The following is a 23582-nucleotide window of genomic DNA, read 5'->3' as shown; positions in this document are numbered from 1 at the left end:
TTCACGTGAGTCATTTGCCAATGCAGAATTCGGAGAAGATCACATCCAGAAGATCTTCGACATCGACCCGGCCGGTGATCCGGCCAAGCTCTTCGGCAGCAAGCCGAAGGCTTTCAGCACGAAGATCCAGTTCCGCTCCTGATAGCGCTTCTGCCAGAAAATTGGAAGCCCGCTGCAGGTGGGAGAGATGCCGCAATCTTCCGGCTCCACTGGAGGCGATTGCTGCCCAGTTTTCCCGCACCCGCTCCAGCACTGCTTGGCGCAGGTTTTCCAGACCTTCGCCGGTTTGCGTGGAGATCGTCACATCAAAGCGACCTTTTATGCCGGGATGCTTGTCCGATTTGGTCCCAACTCTAAGCCTCGGTACCTCGCCGGAAAAGTTCTTCGATTGTTGCATATCCGAATCGATTTCAGAGAGGTGCAGAACCAGATCAGCCTCGGCCATCGCCTGTCTGGCACGCCGCACACCCTCCTGCTCTATGACATCGGATGTCTCGCGCAGGCCTGCGGTATCATAGAACCGCACAAGGAAGCCCCCAAGATCCAGATCGACGTGCAGAACATCGCGCGTCGTACCGGCGATATCGGTGACAATTGCGACGTCGCGTTGCGCAATCGCATTCAGAAAACTGGATTTCCCGGCATTCGGCGGCCCGGCAATAACCACCTTGAATCCGTCGCGGACGGAACCGGCCTTTTCAGTCGAGCGGATCTGTCTGGAAATTTCTTCGCTGATCTGCGTGACCTGCTGCCAGACCTGATCGGACACGGAACCGGGAACATCATCTTCATCGGCAAAGTCCAACTCCGCCTCGATCAATGCGCGGCATCGGGTCAGACGCTCCGCCCAATCGACATACAGTCGCGACAGACCGCCGGCGCTCTGCTCGATGGCCAGACGCCGCTGCATTTCGGTTTCGGCCAAAATAAGGTCCCCGAGCCCTTCGACTTCCACGAGGTCGAGCTTGCCATTGTTAAAGGCGCGCTGCGTGAACTCTCCGGGTTCTGCCGGGCGAAGACCAAGCCCCAGAAGTTCGCCTTGCAGCGCCGAGACGACTGCGCGTCCACCGTGGAGCTGGAATTCAAGGCAATCTTCACCGGTAAAGGAGGCGGGGCCGGGGAAGCCGAGAACCAGACCCTTGTCGATCAGTTCACCGTTCCGGCGGCGAATCGATCTGAGAACCATGAAACGTCCCTCGGGCAAGGGAGCGAGTTGCCGTGCTGCGGAGAACGTAAGAGGTCCGCTTAAACGAACGACGGCGACACCTGATGGTGTCGCCCCGCTCGAGAGTGCAAAAATTGTATCGGACTTGTACAGGGACATCTGCCCTCTTCTCACTCCGGTCGACACCTGAAAGCCGGATGAAGAATCCGGCTATCGATCAGGTGTTCATCGAATCAAAGAAATCGCCGTTGCTCTTCGTCTGCTTCAACTTGTCGATGAGGAACTCGATGGCATCGGTCGTGCCCATCGGTGCCAAGATACGGCGCAGCACAAAGATCTTCTGCAGATCCTGGCGCGGCACAAGGAGATCTTCCTTACGCGTTCCGGACTTGAGGATGTCCATGGACGGGAAGATGCGCTTGTCGGCGACCTTGCGGTCCAGCACGATTTCCGAGTTGCCGGTGCCCTTGAACTCTTCGAAGATCACTTCGTCCATGCGGCTGCCGGTGTCGATCAGCGCAGTCGCGATGATCGTCAGCGAGCCGCCTTCTTCGATATTACGGGCAGCACCAAAGAAACGCTTCGGCCGCTGCAATGCATTAGCGTCCACGCCGCCCGTCAGGACCTTGCCGGAGGAGGGAACGACGGTGTTATAGGCGCGGCCAAGGCGGGTGATCGAATCGAGCAGGATCACGACATCACGACCGTGTTCAACTAGGCGCTTGGCCTTCTCGATGACCATTTCGGCGACCTGAACGTGGCGCACGGCCGGCTCATCGAAGGTGGAGGAGACGACTTCGCCGCGCACGGAGCGCTGCATGTCGGTCACTTCTTCCGGCCGCTCGTCGATCAAGAGAACGATCAGGTAGCATTCCGGATGGTTGGCGGTAATGGAATGGGCGATGTTCTGCAGGAGAACGGTTTTACCGGTCCGCGGCGGGGCGACGATAAGGCCGCGCTGGCCTTTTCCGAGCGGCGCCACCAGATCGATCACGCGGGCTGACAGATCCTTCGAGGTCGGAACCTCCAGTTCCATCTTGAAGCGCTCGTTCGGATAAAGCGGCGTCAGGTTATCGAAGTGAACCTTGTGACGGATCTTCTCCGGATCGTCGAAATTGATCGTGTTGACCTTCAGGAGCGCGAAATACCGTTCGCCTTCCTTGGGTCCCCGGATCGGGCCTTCCACCGTATCACCAGTCTTCAGCGAAAAGCGGCGGATCTGCGAGGGCGAGATGTAGATGTCATCCGGGCCCGGCAGGTAATTGGCATTTGCCGAACGCAGGAAGCCAAAACCGTCCTGCAGCAGTTCAACCACGCCTTCGCCGATGATTTCCACGTCCTGACTGGCCAAGACCTTGAGAATCGCGAACATCAGCTCCTGCTTGCGCATTGTGCTCGCGTTTTCGACCTCCAGCGATTCGGCGAAGGTCAACAAGTCGGTCGGTGACTTGCTCTTGAGTTCTTGAAGCTTCATTTCAGCCATGAAGAGGGACCGCTTTGACTAATTTTGAGGGAATTGGCGTGTCTGTGAAATTCGTTACCGCAGGAAAACCGCGGACGACAGAAGAATGCACACGAGCCACGAAAGATGAGTGGCGGGAAAATAGCGGCTTCAACAGTGAGCCGCAAGGGGGGCGGGCGGGAATTCTTCTCGATCAGAAGGGTTTGACGATCACGAGAATGACAATCAACATCATCAGCACGGTCGGGATCTCGTTCATCAGGCGCCAGTAGCGTGCGGTTTTACGCGGGCCGTCCACCGCAAACTGCCTGACGGCCCGGCTCTGGTGCATATGGGCAAGCGTCAGCGCCACGACCAGCGCGATCTTGGCGTGCAGCCAGCCACCCTGGAAACCGTAGATATCCCAGGCGAGATAGAGGCCGAGCGCCCAGCTGATCATCATCGCCGGGTTCATAATCACCTTCAGCAGGCGCTTTTCCATCACCTTGAAGGTTTCCGATTGCACCGAACCGGGTTCGGCATCGGTGTGATAGATGAACAGGCGCGGCATGTAGAACAGGCCGGCCATCCAGGCGATCACAGCAATCACGTGAAACGCCTTCACCCAGAGATACAGGCTTTCCGGCTGCAGAACGACCAGCAGAGCGATCAATCCGACAAAAACGATCAGCGCCATGGTTGCCCGCAGCGCTGCCCGTCGTCCGGGCTGTGCATCCACCTGTCTTTCAGGCACCTGTTTTTCAGGCGCCATGCGGAATCCCCCGCACGCGGTTGACGAGCCTGGTCACATGATCGGGGTTTGCCTCCGGCGTGATGCCGTGCCCGAGATTAAACACCAGCGGACCCTGACCGAGAACCTGAAGGATGGCGTCGATACCGTCATCCAGCGCCTGGCCGCCGGCAACAACCCGCATGGGATCGAGATTACCCTGCACCGGGCCATCCTTCTGCAGCTCGGCGGCAAAACCGAGCGGTACCGACCAGTCGAGACCGATCATGTCTGCCCCGGTCTTCTGGCGATAGGTCTTGAGGTTCATACCGGCGCCCTTGGCAAAGGCGATGATTTTCGCTTGCGGGCGGCGTTCCCTAACGCTGCGGATGATACGGGCCACCGGCTTGATGGCATAGTCCTCGAATTCCTTTTCACCGAGCACGCCCGCCCAGGAATCGAAGATCTGCACCGCATCGGCGCCGGCATCGATCTGCGCCACGAGATAATCGGCGGAGAGATCGGCAAGCACCGCCAGCAGATGCGCAAAGGCTTTTGGATAACGATAACCGAACAGGCGGGCAGGGGCCTGGTCCGTCGTTCCGTGGCCGGCGATCATATAGGTCGCAACCGTCCAGGGCGCGCCGCAGAAACCGAGGAGGGTCGTTTCCTCCGGCAGGCTGGCGCGGATCTGCGACACCGCCTGCATCACCGGCTTCAGGTGCAGAAGAACGCGCTCTGGCGAGAGGGCAAAAATGCCATCCTCATCGATCGGGGTCATCTTCGGGCCTGAGCCTTCGACGAAATGAACGCCCCGGTCGAGCCCGTCGGGAATGACGAGGATATCGGAAAACAGGATCGCCGCATCAAAGCCATAACGCCGGATCGGCTGGAGAGTGACCTCGGTTGCCAGATCCGGCGAATAACAGAGCTGCAGGAAGCTTCCAGCGTTTGCGCGCGTCTGACGATATTCCGGCAGGTATCGCCCTGCCTGTCTCATGAGCCAGATGGGTGGAGGTGCGACGGTCGATCCTTGCAGGACCTCCAGAACCTTTCGGCGATGTGAAGGCAAACCGTGTTCTCCCCTAAAACAAAGAAAATGAGAATCTTGGATTCTTCTGATTCTTAGAGTCGGTGACTATCAAGGATCATTTCTCTTGCACAGTCCACACGCGGACAGTGCGACAATGACACCCAGGCGGGAAAGAGATATAGGCATATTCAGGCAAATGTGGACAGTTCGGATTCACTGTCTTGAATCAATCTCTTGCGAGCCAGATGCCATCATGAAAATCTGTGGATAGCGTGTGTGGCAGACAAGTGCTTTTACCAGTTATCCCCAGTGTCCCCAGCTGCCGCGAAATCGGCCTCACAGGAGCCTTCGTTGTGGATAAATCGGCAGTTGTTAGTCCGGCTCAGTCCTGTCGCTCCAGAGGCCATGGTTTATCCCGGGTTATGAACAGAGGGTGAAGTTTAACGTGGAGAACCGCAAAAGTTTCTTTCATCTGCACCTGATTTCTGACTCAACGGGCGAGACTCTCATTTCGGCGGGACGCGCAGCTTCGGCGCAATTTCAGGGCTCGCTTGCCATCGAGCATGTCTATCCACTCATTCGAAACCGCCGCCAGCTCTCGCCGGTTCTTGATGCGATCGATGAAAAACCGGGCATCGTTCTTTATACCATCGTCGATCAGGAGCTTGCCGATCACGTGGATCAACGCTGTCGGGAAATTGGGGTTCCCTGCGTGAATGTGCTGGAACCGGTGCTCGCCACGTTCCAGACCTATCTCGGCGCCATGTCGCGCCGAAGGGTCGGCGCGCAGCACGCGTTGAACGCCGACTATTTCAAACGCATCGATGCGCTGAATTTCGCCATGGATCATGACGACGGGCAGATGCCGGAGACCTATGACGAGGCGGATGTGGTGATCATCGGCATCAGCCGAACCTCCAAGACACCGACCTCGATCTATCTCGCCAATCGCGGCATCAAATGCGCCAATATTCCCATCGTTCCGGATGTGCCGCTGCCGGAGAGCCTGCTGAAAGCAATACGGCCGCTGATTGTCGGCCTCGTGGCGACAACGGACCGGATCTCGCAGGTGCGTGAAAACCGTGAACTGGGCACGGTCAGCGGTTTTGATCGTGGTCATTATACCGACAGGGCAAACATCAATGAGGAGTTGAAATATGCCCGCACGCTCTGTGCCCGTCACCAATGGCCGATCATCGACGTGACCCGGCGCTCGATCGAAGAAACGGCTGCTGCCATCGTTGCCCTGCGTCCGAAGCTGCGTTAAGCCGAATCCAACCGTCAAAGCCTGGAATGAACCGTGACCCAACCGCTTGTTCTTGCCTCCTCCAGCCCCTTCCGCCGCATGCTGATGAAAAATGCCGGTCTCGCCTTTGAGGCCCAGGCCGCAGACATCGATGAACGCGCCATCGAGGCCCGTCTTCATGAAGAGGGAGCAGATCCGCAGCAGGTGGCCCAGTCGCTTGCGCGTGAAAAGGCGCTTGCGGTCAGCCGGCATTGGCCCGCGGCCTTCGTCATCGGGTCGGACCAGACGATGTCGCTTGGAGACCGGGTCTATCACAAGCCCGCAAACCTTGCCGAAGCCCGCGAAACGCTTCTGTCTTTCTCAGGCGAGACTCATCAGCTGAACAGCGGCGTCGTGATAGTTCGTGATGGCGTGTCGCTGTGGGAGGACGTCGTCATGGCCAAACTGACGGCGCGGCGGCTGAGTGAAAGCTTCATCGATGGCTATCTCGCCCGTACAGGTGACAAGGCCCTGACCAGCGTCGGCGCCTATCAGTTGGAAGGAGAGGGCATTCAGCTGTTTTCGCATATCGATGGCGATTACTTCACCATTCTGGGCCTGCCCATGCTGCCCCTCCTGCAGGCGCTGCGTGAACTTGGAGCGATCAATGGCTGATTCACGTGAAACGTTAGCCGCCTTCGTTGTCGGCAGCCCTATCCGTCATTCGCGCTCGCCGCTCATCCACGGCCATTGGTTGCGCCAGTTCGGCCTTGATGGCAGCTATCGGGCGATCGAAGTTTTGCCGGCAGATTTTCAGCATTTTATTGCGTCCTTGAAGACGGATGGCCTCTATCGCGGCGGCAATGTCACCATTCCGCACAAGGAGCGCGCCTTCGAACTGGCCGACGAGCCGGATGAACTGGCCGAGGAACTGGGCGCTGCCAACACGCTTTGGCTGGAAGAGGGCTTGCTCAAAGCGACGAATACCGATGGTTATGGCTTTACCGCCAATCTCGACCAGCGTCATGCCGGCTGGGACAGAGCGGACCGCGCTGTCATTCTGGGGGCAGGCGGTGCAAGCCGGGCGATTATCCAAGCGGTGCGAGATCGCGGCGTTGCCGAAATCCATGTGGTCAACCGCACGGTATCACGCGCAAGCGCGCTGGCCGACCGGTTTGGCGCGCGCGTTCATGCCCATCCGATGGAGGCACTGGGCGAGGTGATGGCAGGCGCCGGGCTTTTCATCAACACCACCTCGCTTGGCATGGATGGCGAGGCAGCGCCCGAGATCGATTTTTCCACCATGCGCGCCGATGCGGTCGTGACCGACATTGTTTATGTGCCGCTGGAAACGCCGATCCTGGCCATGGCGAAAGCTGAAGGCCTGGCAACGGTGGATGGTCTCGGCATGCTCCTGCACCAGGCGGTGCCCGGTTTTGAAAAATGGTTCGGGATGCGCCCGGTGGTGGATGACGCTTTGCGCGCCCTCATCGTCAAGGATATGGAGGCCCATGCATGATCAGGATCGGCCTTACCGGATCGATAGGCATGGGAAAGTCGACGACAGCGGCGCTCTTTGCCGCCGAAGGCATTCCGGTCAACGATGCAGATGCGGTTGTGCATGATCTTTACCGCGACGAAGCCGTGGCGCCCATTGAGGCAGCTTTTCCCGGCGTGACGGCAGAGGGTGTGATCGATCGCGCTGCCCTTTCAAGGGCGCTTGCGGCAGAACCCCAGCGGTTCAAGGAACTGGAAGCCATCGTGCATCCGCTGGTGCGGGCGCGGGAGGCGGTTTTTCTGGACACGCAACGGGAAGCCGGCCGCACCATGGTGGTTCTTGATATTCCGCTTCTGTTTGAAAGCGGCGGGGCCGACCGGGTTGATGTGGTCGTGGTGGTTTCCTGCGATCCACAGATCCAGCGGCAAAGGGTACTTGCGCGACCGGGCATGAGCGAGGACAAGTTCAACCTGATCCTTTCGCGACAAGTGCCGGATGCGGACAAGCGGGCGCGGGCAGATTTCATCATCGATACCGGCCACGGCATCGAAGCGGCCAGAAGCCGCGTGCGCGATATCATCGCCACGGTGCAGGCAGGCATTGAAACGGGACAATGGAGCGCAAGAGATGCGTGAAATCATCTTCGATACGGAAACGACCGGCCTTGAGAACAAGATCGACCGCATCATCGAAATCGGTGGCATCGAGCTTCTGAACCACTTTCCGACCGGCCGGACGTTTCACGTCTATATCAACCCCGGCGATCGCAAGGTTCATCCGGATGCGCTGGCCGTGCATGGCATTACCGACGATTTTCTGAAGGACAAGCCGCGCTTTGCCGAGGTGGTCGATCAGATCCGGGAATTTTTCGACGGCGCCAAATGGGTGGCGCATAACGCCAACTTCGACATGGGTTTCATCAACGCCGAATTCGACCGGCTTGGCCTGCCGCCGGTTCCGTCCGATCAGGTGATCGACACGCTGTCGATGGCGCGGCGCAAGAACCCGATGGGGCCGAATTCGCTCGATGCGCTCTGCCGGCGTTACGGTATCGACAATTCGCACCGCACGAAACACGGCGCGCTCCTCGATTCCGAGCTTCTGGCCGAAGTCTATACCGAGATGATCGGCGGGCGGCAGGCAGCGCTGGGGCTTGCCAGCAACGAGCGGGCGCGCACGGTTGTTGAAGAGGATGTGGTGGAAATTACCACGCTGGAGCGACCACGTCCGCTGCCGCCGCGTCTGGGTGAAGCAGAGATCGAGGCGCATGAGGCGCTCGTCAAATCGTTTGGCGAAAAGGCCATCTGGTCGCGCTATCCCACGGTCTCCTGATCTCACCACCAAATCACAGGCACAAAAAAAGCCCGGTCGAACCGGGCTTTTTCATGCTTTGAAGAAGATCGATCAGCTGTTCAGCGTCTGCGAACGGTTCTGTTCCTCGGAAACACGCTGGGCAAACATCTGGCCGAAATCGATCGGGTCGATCATCAGCGGCGGGAAACCGCCATTGCGCGTGATGTCGGAAATGATCTGGCGGGCAAACGGGAAGAGCAGGCGCGGGCACTCGATGAAGAGAACCGGCAGCATGTGTTCCTGCGGGAAACCGGTGATGCGGAAAACGCCGCCGTAAACCAGCTCGGCGGCAAACACGACCTTGTCGCCATCCTTGGCTTCAGCGTTCAGCGTCAGCACCACGTCGAAATCGGTCTCCGATAGCGGATTGGCGTTGACGTTCACGTTGATGTTGATCGCCGGAGCCTTGTCGCGAGCCTGCAGCGAATGCGGAGCGCCCGGGTTCTCGAAGGAGAGATCCTTGGTGTACTGCGCAAGAATGGTGAGGGAGGGGGACTGCGTTTCGTTTTCGTTTGCCATTGGCTGTTCCTCGGCTTCGATCTTTTGCGCCGTCTATCACTTAGACCTGCTCCTTACAACCCTTTGGCCGGGGCGACAGGCTGTCTCAGCGCTCGTCGTCAGGCTTGCGATCCGGCCCGTCGGACCAGGGCGAGGAGGGGTTTGGCTTGCGCTGATAATCGTCCGAATTCAGATCGAGCGTGCGCGCAACCGGGCCTTTGCCTGGCTCGGGATTCTGACGTGGATTCTGGAACGGATTGCCGCGGGCTGAGGCCGAATAGCTTGATTTCACCACCACGCGCTGGCCGATCAGACCCCAGAGCACCGTGCGCACCGCGGGGATGAACAGCAGAAGGCCGAGGATATCGGTGAGGAAGCCGGGCAGCACGAGGAGGATAGAGGCAAATACGATCATCGCGCCATGGATGATGGCTTCTCCCGGCACGCGGCCCTCGCGTCCTTCCGTCTGGATCTGGCGCAAGACGCCGAGCCCCTGCACGCGCAGCAGCATCGCACCTAAAATGCCGGACAGGATGACGAGGCCAAGCGTCGGCCAGAGGCCAAGCCATCGCCCGACCATCACGAAGCCGGCAATTTCCGCCAGCGGAAGGCCGAGAAGAAGAAGCGGAAACAGAAACAGGCGCATGATATCCTTTGAAGGTCCGTTGCACGGCATGAACGCGAAGACACGGTCACGCTATTTGAATGAGCGTCATATCAGACTATATGAGGTGGAACCTTTCCAATTCCAACGATACTGCGGGTGAAAATGGGCGCGAACGATTTCATAACTCTGTTTTTTCTCGTGGCAGCGGTGCTGATCTTCCTGCAGTTGCGCAGTGTGCTCGGCCGCCGCACCGGCCATGAGAAGCCGCCTGCAGATCCCTTCGCTGCAAGGGATACGGCGCGGGGACCGGCAGCCGATGACGGCAAGGTGGTGACACTGCCGCGCCGCGAGCCCGTGGACGACGAACAGCGCTGGAGCGAGATCGATGCGGTTGCCAAGCCCGGCACTGCCCTGAACGAGGGTCTGCGTGATCTCGTGAAAGCCGATCCGACATTCCGGCCGAAGGAATTTCTCGCCGGCGCCCGCATGGCCTATGAAATGATCGTGATGGCATTTGCCGATGGCGATCGCAAAACATTGACCGGTCTTCTGTCGAAAGAAGTTTTTGAAGGTTTTGGTGCAGCCATCAGCGAGCGCGAGGCACGCGGCGAAACCATCAAATCCACTTTCGTTGGCATCGACAAGGCCGATATCACCCATGCGTCCGTCAAAGATCATGACGAGCAGATCACCGTGCGCATTGTCAGCCAGCTGATTTCGGCAACCTATGACAAGGCCGGCACGTTGATCGATGGCGATGCGGAAAACGTGGCTGAGGTCACCGACATTTGGACCTTTGCCCGTGACCTGCGCTCGCGCGATCCGAACTGGAAGCTGGTGGCAACCGAATCCGAGCAATGACCGTTTCCGAACCTTTTTCGCTGACACAGCTGGCATTCTCCGATGTGAGGGGGTGGGAGATCGATGATCCCCGCCCCCTCTTTTCGGTCATGCGCCAGTGTCTTGCGCATCTTGAACGCGGCAAGCCCTATCGAACCGGGTCGCTTGGCCTCAGCGCGGACGACCTTGTGCCGCTTCTTTCGGCTGCCGGTCAGGCTGATATCACCGATGCCGCCTCGGCTCGCGCTTTCTTCGAGGCCCATTGCCTTCCCTTCCGCATCAGGCAAGCGGAGGCGAAACCGGGGTTCGTGACGGCCTTTTATGAGCCGGAAGTCGAGGTTTCTGATCGGCCGGAATCCGGCTATGAGTTTCCGTTCTATCGGCGCCCTGCCGATCTTGTCGATCTTAATGACAGCAACCGACCGGCGGACATGCCGTCCTCCTACGCTTTCGGTCGCGACCAGTCCGGTGTGATCGGTCCTTATCCGGACCGGCGGGATATTGATCTCGGTTATCTCAATGGCAGGGGACTGGAAATTGCCTGGGCGCGATCCAAGGTCGATGTCTTCTTTACCCATGTGCAGGGCGCAGCTCGGCTGCGTTATCCCGACGGTAGCCTTCGGCGGATCACCTATGACGGAAAGGCTGGCCATGCGTTTTCGGCCATCGGCAAGCTGCTGATCGATCGGGGAGAGATCCGTCCGGCAGATATTTCGATGCAGACGATCCGAAAATGGTTGGCAGAGAATCCGGCTAAGGTGGATGAGGTCCTTTGGCACAATCGCTCCTACATCTTCTTCCGCGAGGCAGACGTGAGCGATCCCACGCTCGGACCGATTGCTGCCGCAAAAGTGCCGCTGGTGCCCGGTCGCTCGCTTGCCGTGGACCGGCTGATCCATACGTTTGGTTTTCCCTTTTTCATCGCCTCCGACACTTTGACGCATCTGGATGGCGGCCAGCCGTTTGCGCGGCTGATGCTGGCGCTCGATACGGGGTCTGCCATTGTCGGCCCGGCACGCGGTGACATTTTTACCGGGTCCGGCGACGAGGCCGGAGACAGGGCCGGTACGGTGCGCAACAGCGCCGATTTTCATATCCTGATCCCCAAGGCAGCAGCCATTCGGTACGGCCGATGAAGGGCGGGCGGAAGCTGAGCGCCGAAGAGCGCATTCTCTGGGGCACGGTCGCCAAGACGACGAAGCCGCTCTCCGGCCGCATGGAAGAGCTTTTGTCCTTCGAAGAGGAGACGGCTCTGCCGGAGCCTAAAATCAAGGAGGGAAAGGCGCGCGGGCAGAAGGCAGGCGCGTCCAGTGAGCCCGCCGATGCAACGCCGAAAAAGCCACAGCCGACAGGTCTGCACCATCCGCTGGAAAAGCCGGTCAAGCGCAAGATCGCCCGTGGCCGCCTGGCGCTGGAAGCGCGTATCGACCTGCACGACATGTTCCAGAGCGAGGCGCATGGCATGCTGCTGGATTTCCTCATGCGCGCTCATGAGCGGGGCTTGCGTCATGTGCTTGTCATCACCGGCAAGGGAAGTTCCTATGGTAGCGAAGGGGCCCTGAAGCGGGCCGTGCCGATGTGGTTTTCCAAGGCCGAATTCCGCTTCCTGATATCTTCTTATGAGCCGGCGGCACGCCAGCATGGCGGGGAGGGCGCGCTTTACGTGCGGCTGACCCGGCGCGGTGGCGAGCGGTGACGCCGTTTGGTGAAGCCATGCGGACGCTGCGTCTGCGAAAAGGCGTGAACCAGCAGCAGATGGCGGCAGCACTGCGCGTTTCGCCGGCCTATCTGTCTGCGCTGGAACACGGCCGGCGTGGGCGCCCGAGCTTTGATTTTCTGCAGCGTGTGGCCGGCTATTTCAACATCATCTGGGATGAGGCGGAAGAACTGTTCATGCTGGCGGAAACGTCGGATCCGCGCGTGGTGGTGGATACGGCCGGTTTGCCGCCGAAATATACCGCCCTTGCCAATCTTCTGGCGCGCCGCATTAGCACTTTGGAACCGGACGTGATAGACGACTTGACGGAGCTGCTGGAAAAAGCCTCAAATCGGGGCTAACGGCGCATGTCATCCCCTGTTTTCGCGAGCCAACGCTTTGGAAACAGGGCCGGAACTTCCTATAGTCCGTGTCAAGGACAACGGTGATTCGACGCCTCACCGTCCGCAGCCAAGAAACTAGAAAGTTGATTGATGAGCGATACACCCGTCAGCGATAGCGCGAGTGCAGAATACGGAGCCGATTCGATCAAGGTCCTGAAAGGGCTTGACGCGGTTCGTAAACGTCCCGGCATGTATATCGGGGATACGGACGATGGCTCCGGTCTCCACCATATGGTCTACGAAGTCGTCGACAATGCGATCGACGAAGCGCTGGCGGGACATGCCGACATCGTCACCGTTACGCTGAACGCCGATGGATCGGTCACCGTTACCGACAACGGCCGCGGTATTCCCACCGATATCCACACCGGCGAGGGTGTGTCGGCCGCCGAAGTCATCATGACCCAGCTGCATGCCGGCGGCAAGTTCGACCAGAACTCCTACAAGGTGTCGGGTGGTCTGCACGGCGTTGGCGTGTCCGTGGTGAACGCGCTCTCCGTCAAGCTGAACCTCAAGATCCGCCGCAGCGGCCGCGTTCACGAAATCAGCTTCACCCACGGCGTTCCCGACAGTCCCCTGAAGATCATCGGCGAATATGAAGGTCGATCCGGCACGGAAGTCACTTTCCTGCCGAGCACAGACACTTTTACCAAGACGGATTTCGACTACGGAACGCTGGAGCATCGCCTGCGCGAACTCGCGTTCCTGAATTCCGGCGTGCGCATTCTGCTGACCGACAAACGCAAGTCCGACATCCGCCAGGAAGAAATGCTCTATGACGGCGGTCTGGAAGCGTTCGTACGTTATCTCGACCGCTCCAAGAAGCCGCTGGTCAACACGCCGGTGGCGATCAAGGGCGAGAAGGACGGCATCACCGTCGAAGTCGCCATGTGGTGGAACGACAGCTATCATGAAAATGTGCTGTGCTTCACCAACAACATTCCCCAGCGCGATGGCGGCACGCATATGGCCGGTTTCCGCGGCGCGTTGACGCGCCAGATCACCTCCTATGCCGATACATCCGGCATCACCAAAAAGGAAAAGGTGACGCTGCAGGGTGAAGACTGCCGCGAAGGCCTGACCGCCGTTCTCTCCGTCAAGGTTCCGGATCCAAAATTCTCGTCGCAGACCAAGGACAAGCTGGTTTCGTCGGAAGTGCGCCCGGTCGTTGAAAACCTCGTCAACGAGGCGCTCAGCACCTGGTTCGAAGAGCATCCGACCGAAGCCAAGATCCTCGTCGGCAAGGTTGTTGAAGCAGCCGTGGCTCGCGAAGCCGCTCGCAAGGCCCGCGAACTGACACGCCGCAAGGGCGCGCTCGATATCGCTTCGCTGCCCGGCAAGCTTGCCGACTGCTCCGAGCGCGATCCGGCAAAGTCCGAGCTTTTCCTCGTGGAAGGTGACTCCGCTGGCGGTTCGGCCAAGCAGGGCCGCTCGCGCGAAAGCCAGGCCATCCTGCCGCTGCGCGGCAAAATCCTCAATGTGGAACGTGCGCGCTTCGACAAGATGCTGTCGAGCCAGGAAATCGGCACGCTCATCACCGCCCTTGGCACGTCGATCGGCAAGGACGAGTTCAACGCCGACAAGCTGCGTTATCACAAGATCATCATCATGACGGACGCTGACGTCGACGGCGCTCATATTCGCACGCTTCTGCTCACCTTCTTCTTCCGCCAGATGCCGGAACTGATCGAGCGCGGCCATCTCTATATCGCCCAGCCGCCGCTCTATAAGGTGACGCGCGGCAAGTCCGTGCAGTATCTGAAGGACGAAAAGGCGCTGGAAGAGTACCTGATCGGCCAGGGCCTCGAGGACGCAACGCTGACGCTCGGGTCCGGCGAAGTACGAGCTGCTGCCGATCTGCGCGATGTGATTGCCGATGCGCTGCGTCTGCGCTCGCTGCTCGATGGTCTGCATTCGCGTTATAGCCGCGCGATCGTTGAACAGGCCGCCATTGCCGGCGCGCTTAATCCGGAACTCACCGACAATCCGGTGCGTGCGCAGGAAACGGCTGACGAAGTGGCGCGCCGTCTCGATATCATTGCGGAAGAGACCGAACGCGGCTGGTCTGGCCACGTGACGCCGGAAGGCGGCATCCGCTTCGAGCGCATGGTGCGTGGCGTGAAGGAAGCCGCTTTCCTTGACGTGGCGCTGATCGGCTCGGCCGATGCCCGCCATATCGACCAGATGACGGCCCGCCTGCACGATATCTATGGCACGCCGCCGATCCTCACACGCAAGGAAGGCAAGTTCGAGATTGCCGGCCCCCGCGCTCTGCTCGATGCGATCTTTGCGGCTGGCCGCAAGGGCCTGTCGATGCAGCGTTACAAGGGTCTCGGCGAAATGAACGCCGAACAGCTTTGGGAAACGACGCTTGATCCGAACGTCCGCTCGCTGTTGCAGGTGAAGGTTCTCGATGCGACGGATGCGGACGGCATGTTCGCCCGCCTGATGGGTGATGAGGTCGAACCGCGTCGCGAGTTCATCCAGGAGAACGCGCTCAGCGTTGCCAACCTCGACATCTGATCAAAAATTGTTTCACGTGAATCTTTCCTGTGGATTGATTCACGTGAAACATTCTTTTTGAACCTCTGGTTCGAAAAGGCCCGCGTCGAATGCGGTTCAAGCCAAAAAGCCAGTACGAACAATGTTGCAGAACGGCTTGCGCTCGCAACGGAACTTTATGTCTCTCTTCGGATTGAGGCAGGGCGCTCCATCACGCTTGATAGCGTCTACCGCTTTCGGCGATATTGCGCCGCACATGTAACCTGTTAGTTTACCTCCCCCATGCTAGATCTCGTCTTGCGCCCCTTATGGCGCAGGCAAGTACATCGGAAAGAAAGGTGGCGCTTCGCATGTTCTACCAACTTTATGAGTTGAACCACGCCGCGATGGCGCCTCTTCGCGCCTCAACTGAAGCCATGCGCTTCCTCTATGACAATCCCATGAACCCGTTTGCGAAGACCACGATGGGCCGCACCTATGCGGCCGGTCTTGAAGTCTTCGAACGGATGACGCGGCGTTACGGCAAGCCGGAATTCGGCCTTCCCACAACCACTGTCGATGGCGAGACTGTCGCCGTGACGGAAAAGGTGGTGTGGTCAAAGCCGTTCTGCGATCTCCTGCATTTTGAACGGGCGCTGCCGAAGGGCAGGGATGCTGATCCGAAGATCCTCGTCGTTGCCCCGATGTCCGGACACTATGCGACGCTGCTGCGCGGCACGGTCGAGGCGCTGATACAGGGCGCTGACGTCTACATCACAGACTGGCAGGACGCGCGAAATGTGCCGGTGACGGACGGTCTCTTCGATCTCGACGATTACATCGACTACATTATCGAGATGCTGCATCACCTCGGGCCGAACACCCATGTTGTCGGTGTCTGTCAGCCCTCCGTGCCGGTGCTTGCTGCTGCAGCCGTGATGGAAGCCGCCGGCGATCCTCTGGCGCCCGCTTCGATGACGCTGATGGGCGGACCGATCGACACACGCATCAACCCGACCGCCGTCAACAAGCTTGCCCAGGACCGTCCGCTGAAATGGTTCAAGGACAATGTGATCATGACGGTGCCCTGGCCGCAGGCCGGTTTCATGCGGCCGGTCTATCCGGGCTTCCTGCAGCTCTCCGGTTTCATGTCGATGAACCTTGATCGCCACGTGGTCGCGCACAAGGAGTTCTTCCAGCATCTCGTCAAGAACGATGGTGAATCGGCGGAAAAGCATCGCGACTTCTACGACGAATATCTGGCCGTGATGGACCTGACGGCGGAATTCTATCTGCAGACGGTCGATACCGTGTTCATCAAGCATTCGCTGCCAAAGGGCGAGATGATGCACCGTTCCGCCAAGGTCGATACATCAGCCATCCGCAACGTCGCGCTGCTGACCATCGAAGGCGAAAACGACGATATCTCGGGTGTCGGTCAGACGAAGGCTGCGCAGACCATCTGCCCGAATATTCCAGACGCTCTGCGCGAACATTACGTGCAGCCGGATGTCGGTCATTACGGCGTCTTCAACGGCTCGCGCTTCCGCCGCGAAATTGCACCGCGCATCCTGGCTTTCGCCCGCGCTCACACAAAAGTGGCCCGCAAGGCACCGGTTCCACGGGTTATCAAGGGCGGCAAATCCGCCTGATACCTCGAGTACATGCCGATTTCCTGAAATAAAATCAGGGCCTTTGCCGATTTGGCAAGGGCCCTTCTTGAAGGCGGGTGCAGCACTTACCAAATCGAGATCAGACGAGCAGGCATGAGGCCGGTTCGTATGACAACTGAGGTAACACACCCCATGAACCAGCAAGCATTGATACGTCCGGAATGGACGCCGGCGACCATCGCCCTGATGGTGCTCGGCTTTGTGGTCTTCTGGCCGCTTGGCCTTGCCATGCTCGCCTATATCCTGTTCGGTGATCGACTTCGCGATTTTAAACGCGACGCGAATGCAAGGGCAGACGGCTTCTTTTCCGGCCTGCGCCGGTCCGGCCGCCGCTCGCCCTTTGCCAACGGCACCTATTCCACCGGTAATGTTGCGTTTGACGATTGGCGCAAGGCAGAACTCGACCGCATGGAAGAGGAACGCCGCCGGATGGACGAAATGCGCGAGGAGTTCGATTCCTACCTGCGCGAACTGCGCCGTGCCAAGGATCAGGAAGAGTTCGACCGTTTTATGCGTGAGCGTCGCGGTCGCGGATCAGACACCCAGTATCCAGCGGTCTGATAGCTGCCATCCTGACGAAAGATCCTGGCCGGCACCGCAAGGTGCCGGTTTTCTGTTGCGCCCCCGTGGCAAGGCTGGCTAGAACCACCGCATGTTCGCCCTCTTGAAAAAGTCGAAGAAGACCAAGCCCCCGGTCAAGAAGACCGAGCGCGTGCTGCATGTCGGCGATCGCGCCATGCCCTTGACGATCCGCGAGCATCACCAGGCAAGCCGCATCACGCTGCGCATCGAACCGGGTGGACGTGCGCTGCGGCTGACCGTGCCGACAGGCCTTGCCAAGCGCGAGATCGACGCTTTTCTCATCCGCCATGACGACTGGCTGCGGATGAAGCTTGCAAAGTTTGCCGCCGATTCTGGTTTACGCCCCGGCGGTACGCTTTCTCTTCGCGGCGTGCCGCATCGCATCGTTCATACCGGTTCTCTTCGTGGCCTGACCGAATGTGGCGAAGAAGACGGTGAGCCCGTGATCCGGGTGAGCGGGCTGGAAGACCATCTGGGGCGACGGCTTGCCGCATTCCTGAAGAAGGAAGCGCGGGCGGATCTGGAAAAGCTGGTGGCCCGCCATGCGGCCGCAGTCGGCAAGCCGGTCAAGTCGCTCTCGATGAAAGATACCCGCAGCCGCTGGGGATCGTGCTCCTGGGACGGTAACTTGAGCTTTTCCTGGCGGATCGCCATGGCACCGCCCTCCGTCATCGATTATCTCGCCGCCCATGAGGTGGCGCACCTGAAGGAAATGAACCACGGGCCGCAATTCTGGTCGCTTTGCGAAAAGCTTTGCCCGGGAATGGAGGCGGCCCGGAGCTGGCTGAAACAGAACGGGTCGCAACTGCACGCCATCGATTTCAGCTGAGACGGGCGCCTTGGTCGCAGGGCCGCAATATGGCTCGACTCAACGCCCAAAACATGCGAATCCGCCTTTCCATGACACCAGATATCAAAATCTGCGGATTGAAGACACCGGAGGCCGTCGATCTGGCGGTGGCCCGCGGCGCGACCCATATCGGCTTCATCTTCTTCGAGAAGAGCCCAAGGCACATCGATCCGATGAGTGCGGGCATTCTGGCTGACCGGGTGAGGGGACGCGCAAAAATCGTCGCCGTCACCGTCAACGCCGATAACGAAGAGCTGGAAGACATCATTGCCTTCCTGAAGCCGGATATCCTTCAGTTGCACGGTGCCGAGACCCCTGATCGCGTCCTGACGGTCAAGGCGCTGTATGGCCTGCCTGTGATGAAAGCGTTTTCCGTGCGCGGCACGGATGATCTGCGCAAGATCGAAGCCTATGACGGGCTTGCTGATCGCTTCCTGTTCGATGCCAAGGCCCCTGAAGGCTCTGAACTTCCCGGCGGTAACGGTGTTTCGTTTGACTGGGCGATCATGGACGTGCTTGACGACAGCGTCGATTACATGCTTTCCGGTGGCCTGAACAAGGATAACGTGGTTCAGGCGCTGACGGCGACGCGCGCGCGTGGCATCGACTTGTCCTCGGGCGTGGAAAGCGCACCTGGTATCAAGGACTTCGACAAGATGAACGCCTTCTTCGACAGGATCGATGCGTGGCGCGTCAGTGGATCAAAGGGAGTAGAGACGTGAACCAGCCTCTGAAACCGAATTCCTTCCGGGCCGGTCCCGATGAAGACGGACGCTTCGGCATTTATGGCGGCCGCTTCGTGGCTGAAACCCTGATGCCGCTGATCCTCGACCTGCAGGACGAGTGGAACAAGGCCAAGACCGATCCGGAATTTCAGGCCGAGATTGCGCATCTCGGCAAGCATTATATCGGACGTCCGAGCCCGATGTATTTCGCCGAGCGCCTGACGGCGGAGTTGGGTGGCGCAAAGATCTATTTCAAGCGCGATGAGCTGAACCACACGGGCAGCCACAAGATCAATAACTGCATCGGCCAGATCCTGCTCGCCAAGCGCATGGGCAAGACCCGCATCATCGCTGAAACCGGTGCCGGCCAGCATGGCGTGGCATCGGCCACCGTTGCCGCCCGCTTCGGCCTGCCTTGTGTCGTCTATATGGGTGCAACCGATGTCGAGCGTCAGGCCCCCAACGTGTTTCGCATGAAGCTGCTCGGCGCCGAGGTGAAGCCCGTGACCTCCGGCCACGGCACGCTGAAGGACGCGATGAACGAGGCCCTTCGCGACTGGGTGACCAATGTCGACGATACCTATTACATCATCGGCACGGCCGCCGGCCCGCATCCCTATCCGGAAATGGTGCGCGAGTTCCAGTCGGTCATCGGCAAGGAAGCCCGCGAACAGATGATGGAAGCCGAAGGCCGCCTGCCGGACATGCTGGTGGCAGCTGTGGGCGGTGGTTCGAACGCCATCGGCCTCTTCCATCCCTTCCTCGATGACGAAAGCGTTGCGATCGTTGGCGTCGAAGCCGGCGGCAAGGGGCTGGAGGGCGAGGAACACTGTGCTTCGCTGACGGCCGGCCGCCCCGGCGTTCTGCATGGCAACCGTACCTATTTGCTGCAGGACGATGACGGCCAGATCAAGGAAGGCCATTCCATCTCGGCCGGTCTCGATTATCCCGGCATCGGGCCTGAACATTCGTGGCTGCGCGATACCGGCCGCGTCGAATATGTGCCAATCAAGGATGACGAGGCGCTCGCCGCCTTCCAGATGCTGACGCGCACCGAAGGCATCATTCCGGCGCTCGAGCCCAGCCATGCGCTGGCCGAAGTCATCAAGCGCGCACCGAAGATGGACAAGGACCAGATCATCCTGATGAACCTCTGTGGCCGTGGCGACAAGGACATCTTCACCGTCGGCAAGCTTCTCGGAATGGGTCTCTGATCATGACTGAACGTATGGACGCACGTTTCGCCGACCTGAAGGTTGAGGGCCGTCCGGCACTCATCACCTATTTTATGGGCGGTGATCCCGATTTCGAAACCTCGCTCGGCATCATGAAGGCGCTGCCGGAAGCCGGTGCCGATGTCATCGAGCTTGGCATGCCGTTTTCCGATCCGATGGCCGATGGTCCCGCGATCCAGATGGCGGGCCATCGGGCCCTCGCCGGTGGTCAGACACTGGCGAAGACGCTGGATCTCGCCCGCGCTTTTCGTGAAGGCGACCAGAAGACGCCGATCGTGCTGATGGGCTATTACAACCCCATCTATTCCTTCGGCGTCGAACGCTTCCTGGATGAAGCGCTCGAAGCGGGCATCGACGGCCTGATCGTTGTCGACCTGCCGCCTGAGATGGACGATGAACTGTGCATCCCGGCTTTGGCCAAGGGCATCAACTTCATCCGCCTTGCGACGCCGACGACCGATGAAAAGCGCCTGCCAAAAGTTCTGCAGAACACATCGGGCTTCGTTTATTATGTCTCGATGAACGGCATCACCGGCTCGGCCCTGCCGGATCTGTCCAAGATCGCAACGGCCGTCAACCGCATCAAGGCGCATACGGACCTGCCGGTCTGTGTCGGCTTTGGCGTGAAGACGGCCGATCATGCGCAGGCAATCGGTGCCGCCGCCGATGGCGTGGTGGTGGGTTCTGCCATCGTTGCCCAGGTGGCCGGCAGTCTCGATGCTGAAGGCTGTGCGACAAGCCACACGATTTCCGCAGTCTCGACGCTGGTGCGCGGCCTTGCCACCGGCGTTCGTTCGGCACGCCTTGCTGCTGCCGAATAAAGTTACCACATTGACGATGGTCAATCAGGAGTTTTGCCCGTGAACTGGATCACCAACTATGTGCGCCCGCGCATCAATTCCATGCTGGGTCGCCGGGAAGTGCCGGAGAACCTCTGGATCAAGTGCCCGGAAACCGGCGAAATGGTCTTCCACAAGGACCTGGAAGAAAACAAGTGGGTCATTCCCGCCTCCGGTTTCCACATGAAGATGCCGGCCAAGGCGCGTTTGGCTGACCTGTTCGATGGCGGCGTTTTTGAAAACCTGCCGCAGCCGAAGGTGGCGCAGGACCCGCTGAAGTTCCGCGATTCGAAAAAATATGCCGACCGCCTGAAGGACAGCCGCATCAAGACCGAGCAGGAAGATACGATCCTGGCCGGTCTCGGCAAGGTCGAGGGGCTGACGCTTGTCGCCGTCGTGCATGAATTCAACTTCATCGGCGGTTCGCTCGGCATGGCCGCCGGCGAGGCGATCGTCAAGGCAGCCGAACGGGCGCTGGCTGAACGTTGCCCGCTTGTGATCTTCCCGGCATCAGGCGGCGCGCGCATGCAGGAAGGCATTCTCTCGCTGATGCAGCTGCCGCGCACCACTGTTGCCATCGATATGCTGAAGGAAGAGGGCCTGCCCTATATCGTGGTTCTGACGAACCCGACGACCGGTGGCGTAACCGCGTCCTATGCCATGCTGGGCGATGTTCACATTGCCGAGCCCGGCGCGGAAATCGGCTTTGCCGGTAAGCGCGTTATCGAGCAGACGCTGCGCGAAAAGCTGCCGGAAGGTTTTCAGACTGCGGAATATCTGCTGGAGCACGGCATGGTCGACATGGTGGTCAAGCGCCACGATATCGCTCACACGCTGGCCACGATCCTCAAGATCATGCTGAAGCAGCCAGCTGGCGATACGAGCGACGAAGCAGGGCAACCGCTCGCACTCAGCGCCTGATTTTCCGATGAACGCCTCGGGGACTGACATGAACGACGTGGCCCACAGCGAGGCGGAACAGGTCATCAATGACCTGATGAAACTGCACCCCAAGGGTTTTGACATGACCCTTGGGCGCATGCGTCGCCTGCTGGAGGTTCTGGGTAATCCCCAGCTGAAACTGCCGCCGATGATCCATGTCGCCGGCACGAATGGCAAGGGCTCCGTCTCGGCCTTCTGTCGTGCGCTCCTGGAAGCTGGCGGTTATTCCGTTCACGTTCATACCTCGCCCCATCTCGTCCACTGGCATGAGCGTTACCGGATCGGCCGCAAGGGCGAGCCGGGGACGCTGGTGGAGGATGCCGATCTTGCCGATGCGCTGCGCCGGGTGGCCGAGGCCAATGCGGGCCAAGCCATCACCGTGTTCGAGATCCTGACGGCCGCCGGCTTTCTGCTGTTTTCCGAACGTCCCGCCGATGCCGTGATCATCGAGGTCGGCATGGGTGGACGTCTCGATTGCACCAATGTCGTCGATAATCCGGCCGTATCCGTCATCATGCCGATCTCGTTCGACCATCAGGCCTATCTGGGAGACCGGGTGGAACTGATTGCAGCCGAAAAGGCCGGTATCATCAAAAAGGGCCGCCCGGTGGTGATTGGCCACCAGGAATTTGAGGCAGCGCGCGAAACGCTTGCCGCGACCGCCGATCGTCTTGGTTCTCCGGCAACCATTTACGGGCAGGATTTTACCGCCCACGAAGAATTTGGCAGGATGGTCTATCAGGATGAGTTCGGCCTTGCCGACCTGCCTCTGCCGCGCCTGCCGGGCCGACATCAGCTGGCGAATGCGGCCGCTGCGATCCGCGCCGTAAAGGCAGCGGGTTTTCCCGTCACCGAAGCGATGATGGAAACGGCGATGACTTCAGTCGAATGGCCGGGCCGTCTGCAGAAACTGACGGAAGGTGCCCTTCTTCAATACGCGCCAGCCGGGGCAGAAATCTGGGTGGATGGTGGGCATAATCCCGGTGCCGGCGAGGTGATTGCCGAAGCCATGGCATCATTTGAGGAAAAACAGGCCCGTCCGCTTTATCTCATCATCGGCATGCTCAACACCAAGGACCCAATCGGCTATTTCCGCGCTTTTGCCGATATTGCCGAATATGTCTTTGCGGTGCCGATCCGCGGCAGCGATGCGGGACTTGATCCGGTGGTTCTGGCCAATGCCGCCTATGACGCAGGTCTCGTGGCCGAGCCGTCGCTGACGGTTGCCGACGCGCTGAAGGAAATCACCGAGCGCCAGATCGAAGGGCAGCTGCCGCCGCGCATCCTCATCGGTGGCTCGCTTTATCTGGCCGGAAACGTTCTCGCCGATAACGGCACACCGCCGAAATAAGATTATCCTTCCCAAATTGCGTCCATGAAAAAAGCCCGGTCAATGCCGGGCTTTTCTTTTGGTTGTCGATGCTGCGCTTAGATGGCGCCGGAGATCCAGGCGGAGAGCGCGGTTTTCGGCGCTGCACCCACCTTGATGTCGGCGACTTCGCCGCCCTTGAACATGGCAAGGGTCGGAATGGAGCGCACGCCGAACTTGGCGGCCAGTTCCGGGTTTTCATCGATGTTGAGCTTGGCGACCTTCACCTTGCCAGCCATCTCCGTGGAGATTTCTTCCAGGCTCGGCGCGATCATCTTGCACGGGCCGCACCATTCAGCCCAGAAATCCACGATGACGGGTTCGGCGGATTCCAGAACTTCCGACTGGAAGTTCGCATTGTCGACTTTCACGGTAGCCATGGGGCTCTCCTTCAAC

The 23582-nt window shown here is 59.6% G+C and carries 25 protein-coding genes; 18 read left to right on the top strand and 7 right to left on the bottom strand.

Features of this window, described 5'->3' with window-relative positions; translation table 11 throughout:
* Nucleotides 1–10 precede the first annotated feature (10 nt).
* The 4 genes from mnmE to hemE all read right to left on the bottom strand — a co-directional run bounded on the left by mnmE (nt 11) and on the right by hemE (nt 4408).
* The gene (gene mnmE, locus AC4CWH_RS16400) at nt 11–1318 is read right to left on the bottom strand and encodes a tRNA uridine-5-carboxymethylaminomethyl(34) synthesis GTPase MnmE (RefSeq protein WP_491321448.1); all 1308 of its coding nucleotides are present in this window, start codon (nt 1316–1318) and stop codon (nt 11–13) included.
* A 64-nt stretch (nt 1319–1382) separates the two neighbouring features.
* On the bottom strand, nt 1383–2648 hold the full coding sequence (rho, locus tag AC4CWH_RS16395) for a transcription termination factor Rho (protein ID WP_210106847.1): 1266 nt from the start codon (nt 2646–2648) through the stop codon (nt 1383–1385).
* Between the two features lie 172 nt (nt 2649–2820).
* Entirely contained in the window at nt 2821–3378 is a 558-nt protein-coding gene (gene hemJ / locus AC4CWH_RS16390) for a protoporphyrinogen oxidase HemJ (protein WP_491319558.1), read from the bottom strand.
* Entirely contained in the window at nt 3368–4408 is a 1041-nt protein-coding gene (hemE, locus tag AC4CWH_RS16385; RefSeq protein ID WP_491319557.1) for a uroporphyrinogen decarboxylase, read from the bottom strand. The genes hemJ and hemE overlap by 11 nt, the downstream gene beginning before the upstream one ends.
* 406 nt (nt 4409–4814) lie before the next feature.
* Here hemE and AC4CWH_RS16380 point away from each other — a divergent pair, with 406 nt between their 5' ends.
* The 5 genes from AC4CWH_RS16380 to dnaQ are packed head-to-tail and all read left to right on the top strand — an operon-like array spanning nt 4815 to nt 8424.
* Complete coding sequence (locus AC4CWH_RS16380) at nt 4815–5636, top strand: pyruvate, water dikinase regulatory protein (protein ID WP_491319556.1); 822 nt, start codon at nt 4815–4817, stop codon at nt 5634–5636.
* A 33-nt stretch (nt 5637–5669) separates the two neighbouring features.
* The gene (locus tag AC4CWH_RS16375; protein WP_491319555.1) at nt 5670–6269 is read left to right on the top strand and encodes a Maf-like protein; all 600 of its coding nucleotides are present in this window, start codon (nt 5670–5672) and stop codon (nt 6267–6269) included.
* Nucleotides 6262–7113, top strand: a complete 852-nt coding sequence (locus tag AC4CWH_RS16370) for a shikimate dehydrogenase (RefSeq protein ID WP_491319554.1) — start codon at nt 6262–6264, stop codon at nt 7111–7113. Before AC4CWH_RS16375 ends, AC4CWH_RS16370 begins: the two co-directional genes overlap by 8 nt.
* Nucleotides 7110–7727 carry a dephospho-CoA kinase gene (coaE, locus tag AC4CWH_RS16365; protein WP_491319553.1) on the top strand — a complete coding sequence of 206 codons (618 nt, stop codon included), beginning with the start codon at nt 7110–7112 and terminating at the stop codon, nt 7725–7727. Before AC4CWH_RS16370 ends, coaE begins: the two co-directional genes overlap by 4 nt.
* On the top strand, nt 7720–8424 hold the full coding sequence (gene dnaQ, locus AC4CWH_RS16360; protein WP_491319552.1) for a DNA polymerase III subunit epsilon: 705 nt from the start codon (nt 7720–7722) through the stop codon (nt 8422–8424). Before coaE ends, dnaQ begins: the two co-directional genes overlap by 8 nt.
* Nucleotides 8425–8496: 72 nt before the next feature.
* Here dnaQ and secB read toward each other — a convergent pair whose 3' ends face one another.
* Entirely contained in the window at nt 8497–8964 is a 468-nt protein-coding gene (gene secB, locus AC4CWH_RS16355; protein WP_491283102.1) for a protein-export chaperone SecB, read from the bottom strand.
* Nucleotides 8965–9049: 85 nt separating this feature from the next.
* A complete protein-coding gene (locus AC4CWH_RS16350; RefSeq protein WP_491319551.1) occupies nt 9050–9589 on the bottom strand; it encodes an FxsA family protein in 540 nt (179 codons plus the stop codon).
* A gap of 123 nt (nt 9590–9712) precedes the next feature.
* Between AC4CWH_RS16350 and AC4CWH_RS16345 the strand changes: the two genes are divergently transcribed.
* The 13 genes from AC4CWH_RS16345 (at nt 9713) to AC4CWH_RS16285 (ending at nt 23168) form a co-directional block, all read left to right on the top strand.
* Nucleotides 9713–10411, top strand: a complete 699-nt coding sequence (locus AC4CWH_RS16345) for a Tim44/TimA family putative adaptor protein (RefSeq protein ID WP_491319550.1) — start codon at nt 9713–9715, stop codon at nt 10409–10411.
* Nucleotides 10408–11526 (top strand): murein transglycosylase A, encoded by a 1119-nt coding sequence (gene mltA, locus AC4CWH_RS16340; RefSeq protein ID WP_491319549.1) that lies wholly within the window; start codon nt 10408–10410, stop codon nt 11524–11526. The genes AC4CWH_RS16345 and mltA overlap by 4 nt, the downstream gene beginning before the upstream one ends.
* On the top strand, nt 11523–12086 hold the full coding sequence (locus tag AC4CWH_RS16335; protein ID WP_491319548.1) for a Smr/MutS family protein: 564 nt from the start codon (nt 11523–11525) through the stop codon (nt 12084–12086). Before mltA ends, AC4CWH_RS16335 begins: the two co-directional genes overlap by 4 nt.
* Nucleotides 12083–12448 (top strand): helix-turn-helix domain-containing protein, encoded by a 366-nt coding sequence (locus tag AC4CWH_RS16330; RefSeq protein WP_491283097.1) that lies wholly within the window; start codon nt 12083–12085, stop codon nt 12446–12448. The genes AC4CWH_RS16335 and AC4CWH_RS16330 overlap by 4 nt, the downstream gene beginning before the upstream one ends.
* Before the next feature lie 132 nt (nt 12449–12580).
* Nucleotides 12581–15013, top strand: a complete 2433-nt coding sequence (gene gyrB, locus AC4CWH_RS16325) for a DNA topoisomerase (ATP-hydrolyzing) subunit B (RefSeq protein ID WP_491283096.1) — start codon at nt 12581–12583, stop codon at nt 15011–15013.
* Between the two features lie 329 nt (nt 15014–15342).
* Nucleotides 15343–16623, top strand: a complete 1281-nt coding sequence (locus AC4CWH_RS16320) for a polyhydroxyalkanoate depolymerase (protein ID WP_491319547.1) — start codon at nt 15343–15345, stop codon at nt 16621–16623.
* Between the two features lie 153 nt (nt 16624–16776).
* Nucleotides 16777–17205: a DUF2852 domain-containing protein gene (locus AC4CWH_RS16315; RefSeq protein ID WP_491319546.1), complete on the top strand. Its 429-nt coding sequence runs from the start codon at nt 16777–16779 to the stop codon at nt 17203–17205.
* Nucleotides 17206–17296: 91 nt separating this feature from the next.
* Nucleotides 17297–18055, top strand: coding sequence for a M48 family metallopeptidase (locus tag AC4CWH_RS16310; RefSeq protein WP_491319545.1), 759 nt, complete (start codon nt 17297–17299; stop codon nt 18053–18055).
* A 71-nt stretch (nt 18056–18126) separates the two neighbouring features.
* Nucleotides 18127–18798: a phosphoribosylanthranilate isomerase gene (locus AC4CWH_RS16305; RefSeq protein WP_491319544.1), complete on the top strand. Its 672-nt coding sequence runs from the start codon at nt 18127–18129 to the stop codon at nt 18796–18798.
* Nucleotides 18795–20015 (top strand): tryptophan synthase subunit beta, encoded by a 1221-nt coding sequence (gene trpB, locus AC4CWH_RS16300; RefSeq protein WP_491319543.1) that lies wholly within the window; start codon nt 18795–18797, stop codon nt 20013–20015. The genes AC4CWH_RS16305 and trpB overlap by 4 nt, the downstream gene beginning before the upstream one ends.
* Nucleotides 20016–20017: 2 nt before the next feature.
* On the top strand, nt 20018–20857 hold the full coding sequence (trpA, locus tag AC4CWH_RS16295) for a tryptophan synthase subunit alpha (RefSeq protein WP_491319542.1): 840 nt from the start codon (nt 20018–20020) through the stop codon (nt 20855–20857).
* Between the two features lie 39 nt (nt 20858–20896).
* Nucleotides 20897–21796 carry an acetyl-CoA carboxylase, carboxyltransferase subunit beta gene (accD, locus tag AC4CWH_RS16290; protein ID WP_491319541.1) on the top strand — a complete coding sequence of 300 codons (900 nt, stop codon included), beginning with the start codon at nt 20897–20899 and terminating at the stop codon, nt 21794–21796.
* 28 nt (nt 21797–21824) lie between these two features.
* Nucleotides 21825–23168, top strand: a complete 1344-nt coding sequence (locus tag AC4CWH_RS16285; protein WP_491319540.1) for a bifunctional folylpolyglutamate synthase/dihydrofolate synthase — start codon at nt 21825–21827, stop codon at nt 23166–23168.
* 77 nt (nt 23169–23245) lie between these two features.
* On the opposite strand, the gene trxA is transcribed toward AC4CWH_RS16285, so the two are convergent.
* Nucleotides 23246–23566, bottom strand: coding sequence for a thioredoxin (gene trxA / locus AC4CWH_RS16280; protein ID WP_491319539.1), 321 nt, complete (start codon nt 23564–23566; stop codon nt 23246–23248).
* Between the last annotated feature and the right edge of the window lie 16 nt (nt 23567–23582).

It is taken from the genome of Neorhizobium sp. PAMB6716, from assembly GCF_058242805.1.
The sequence above is the reverse complement of the archived record's forward strand: the minus strand, read 5'-3'. Positions and strand labels throughout refer to the sequence as shown.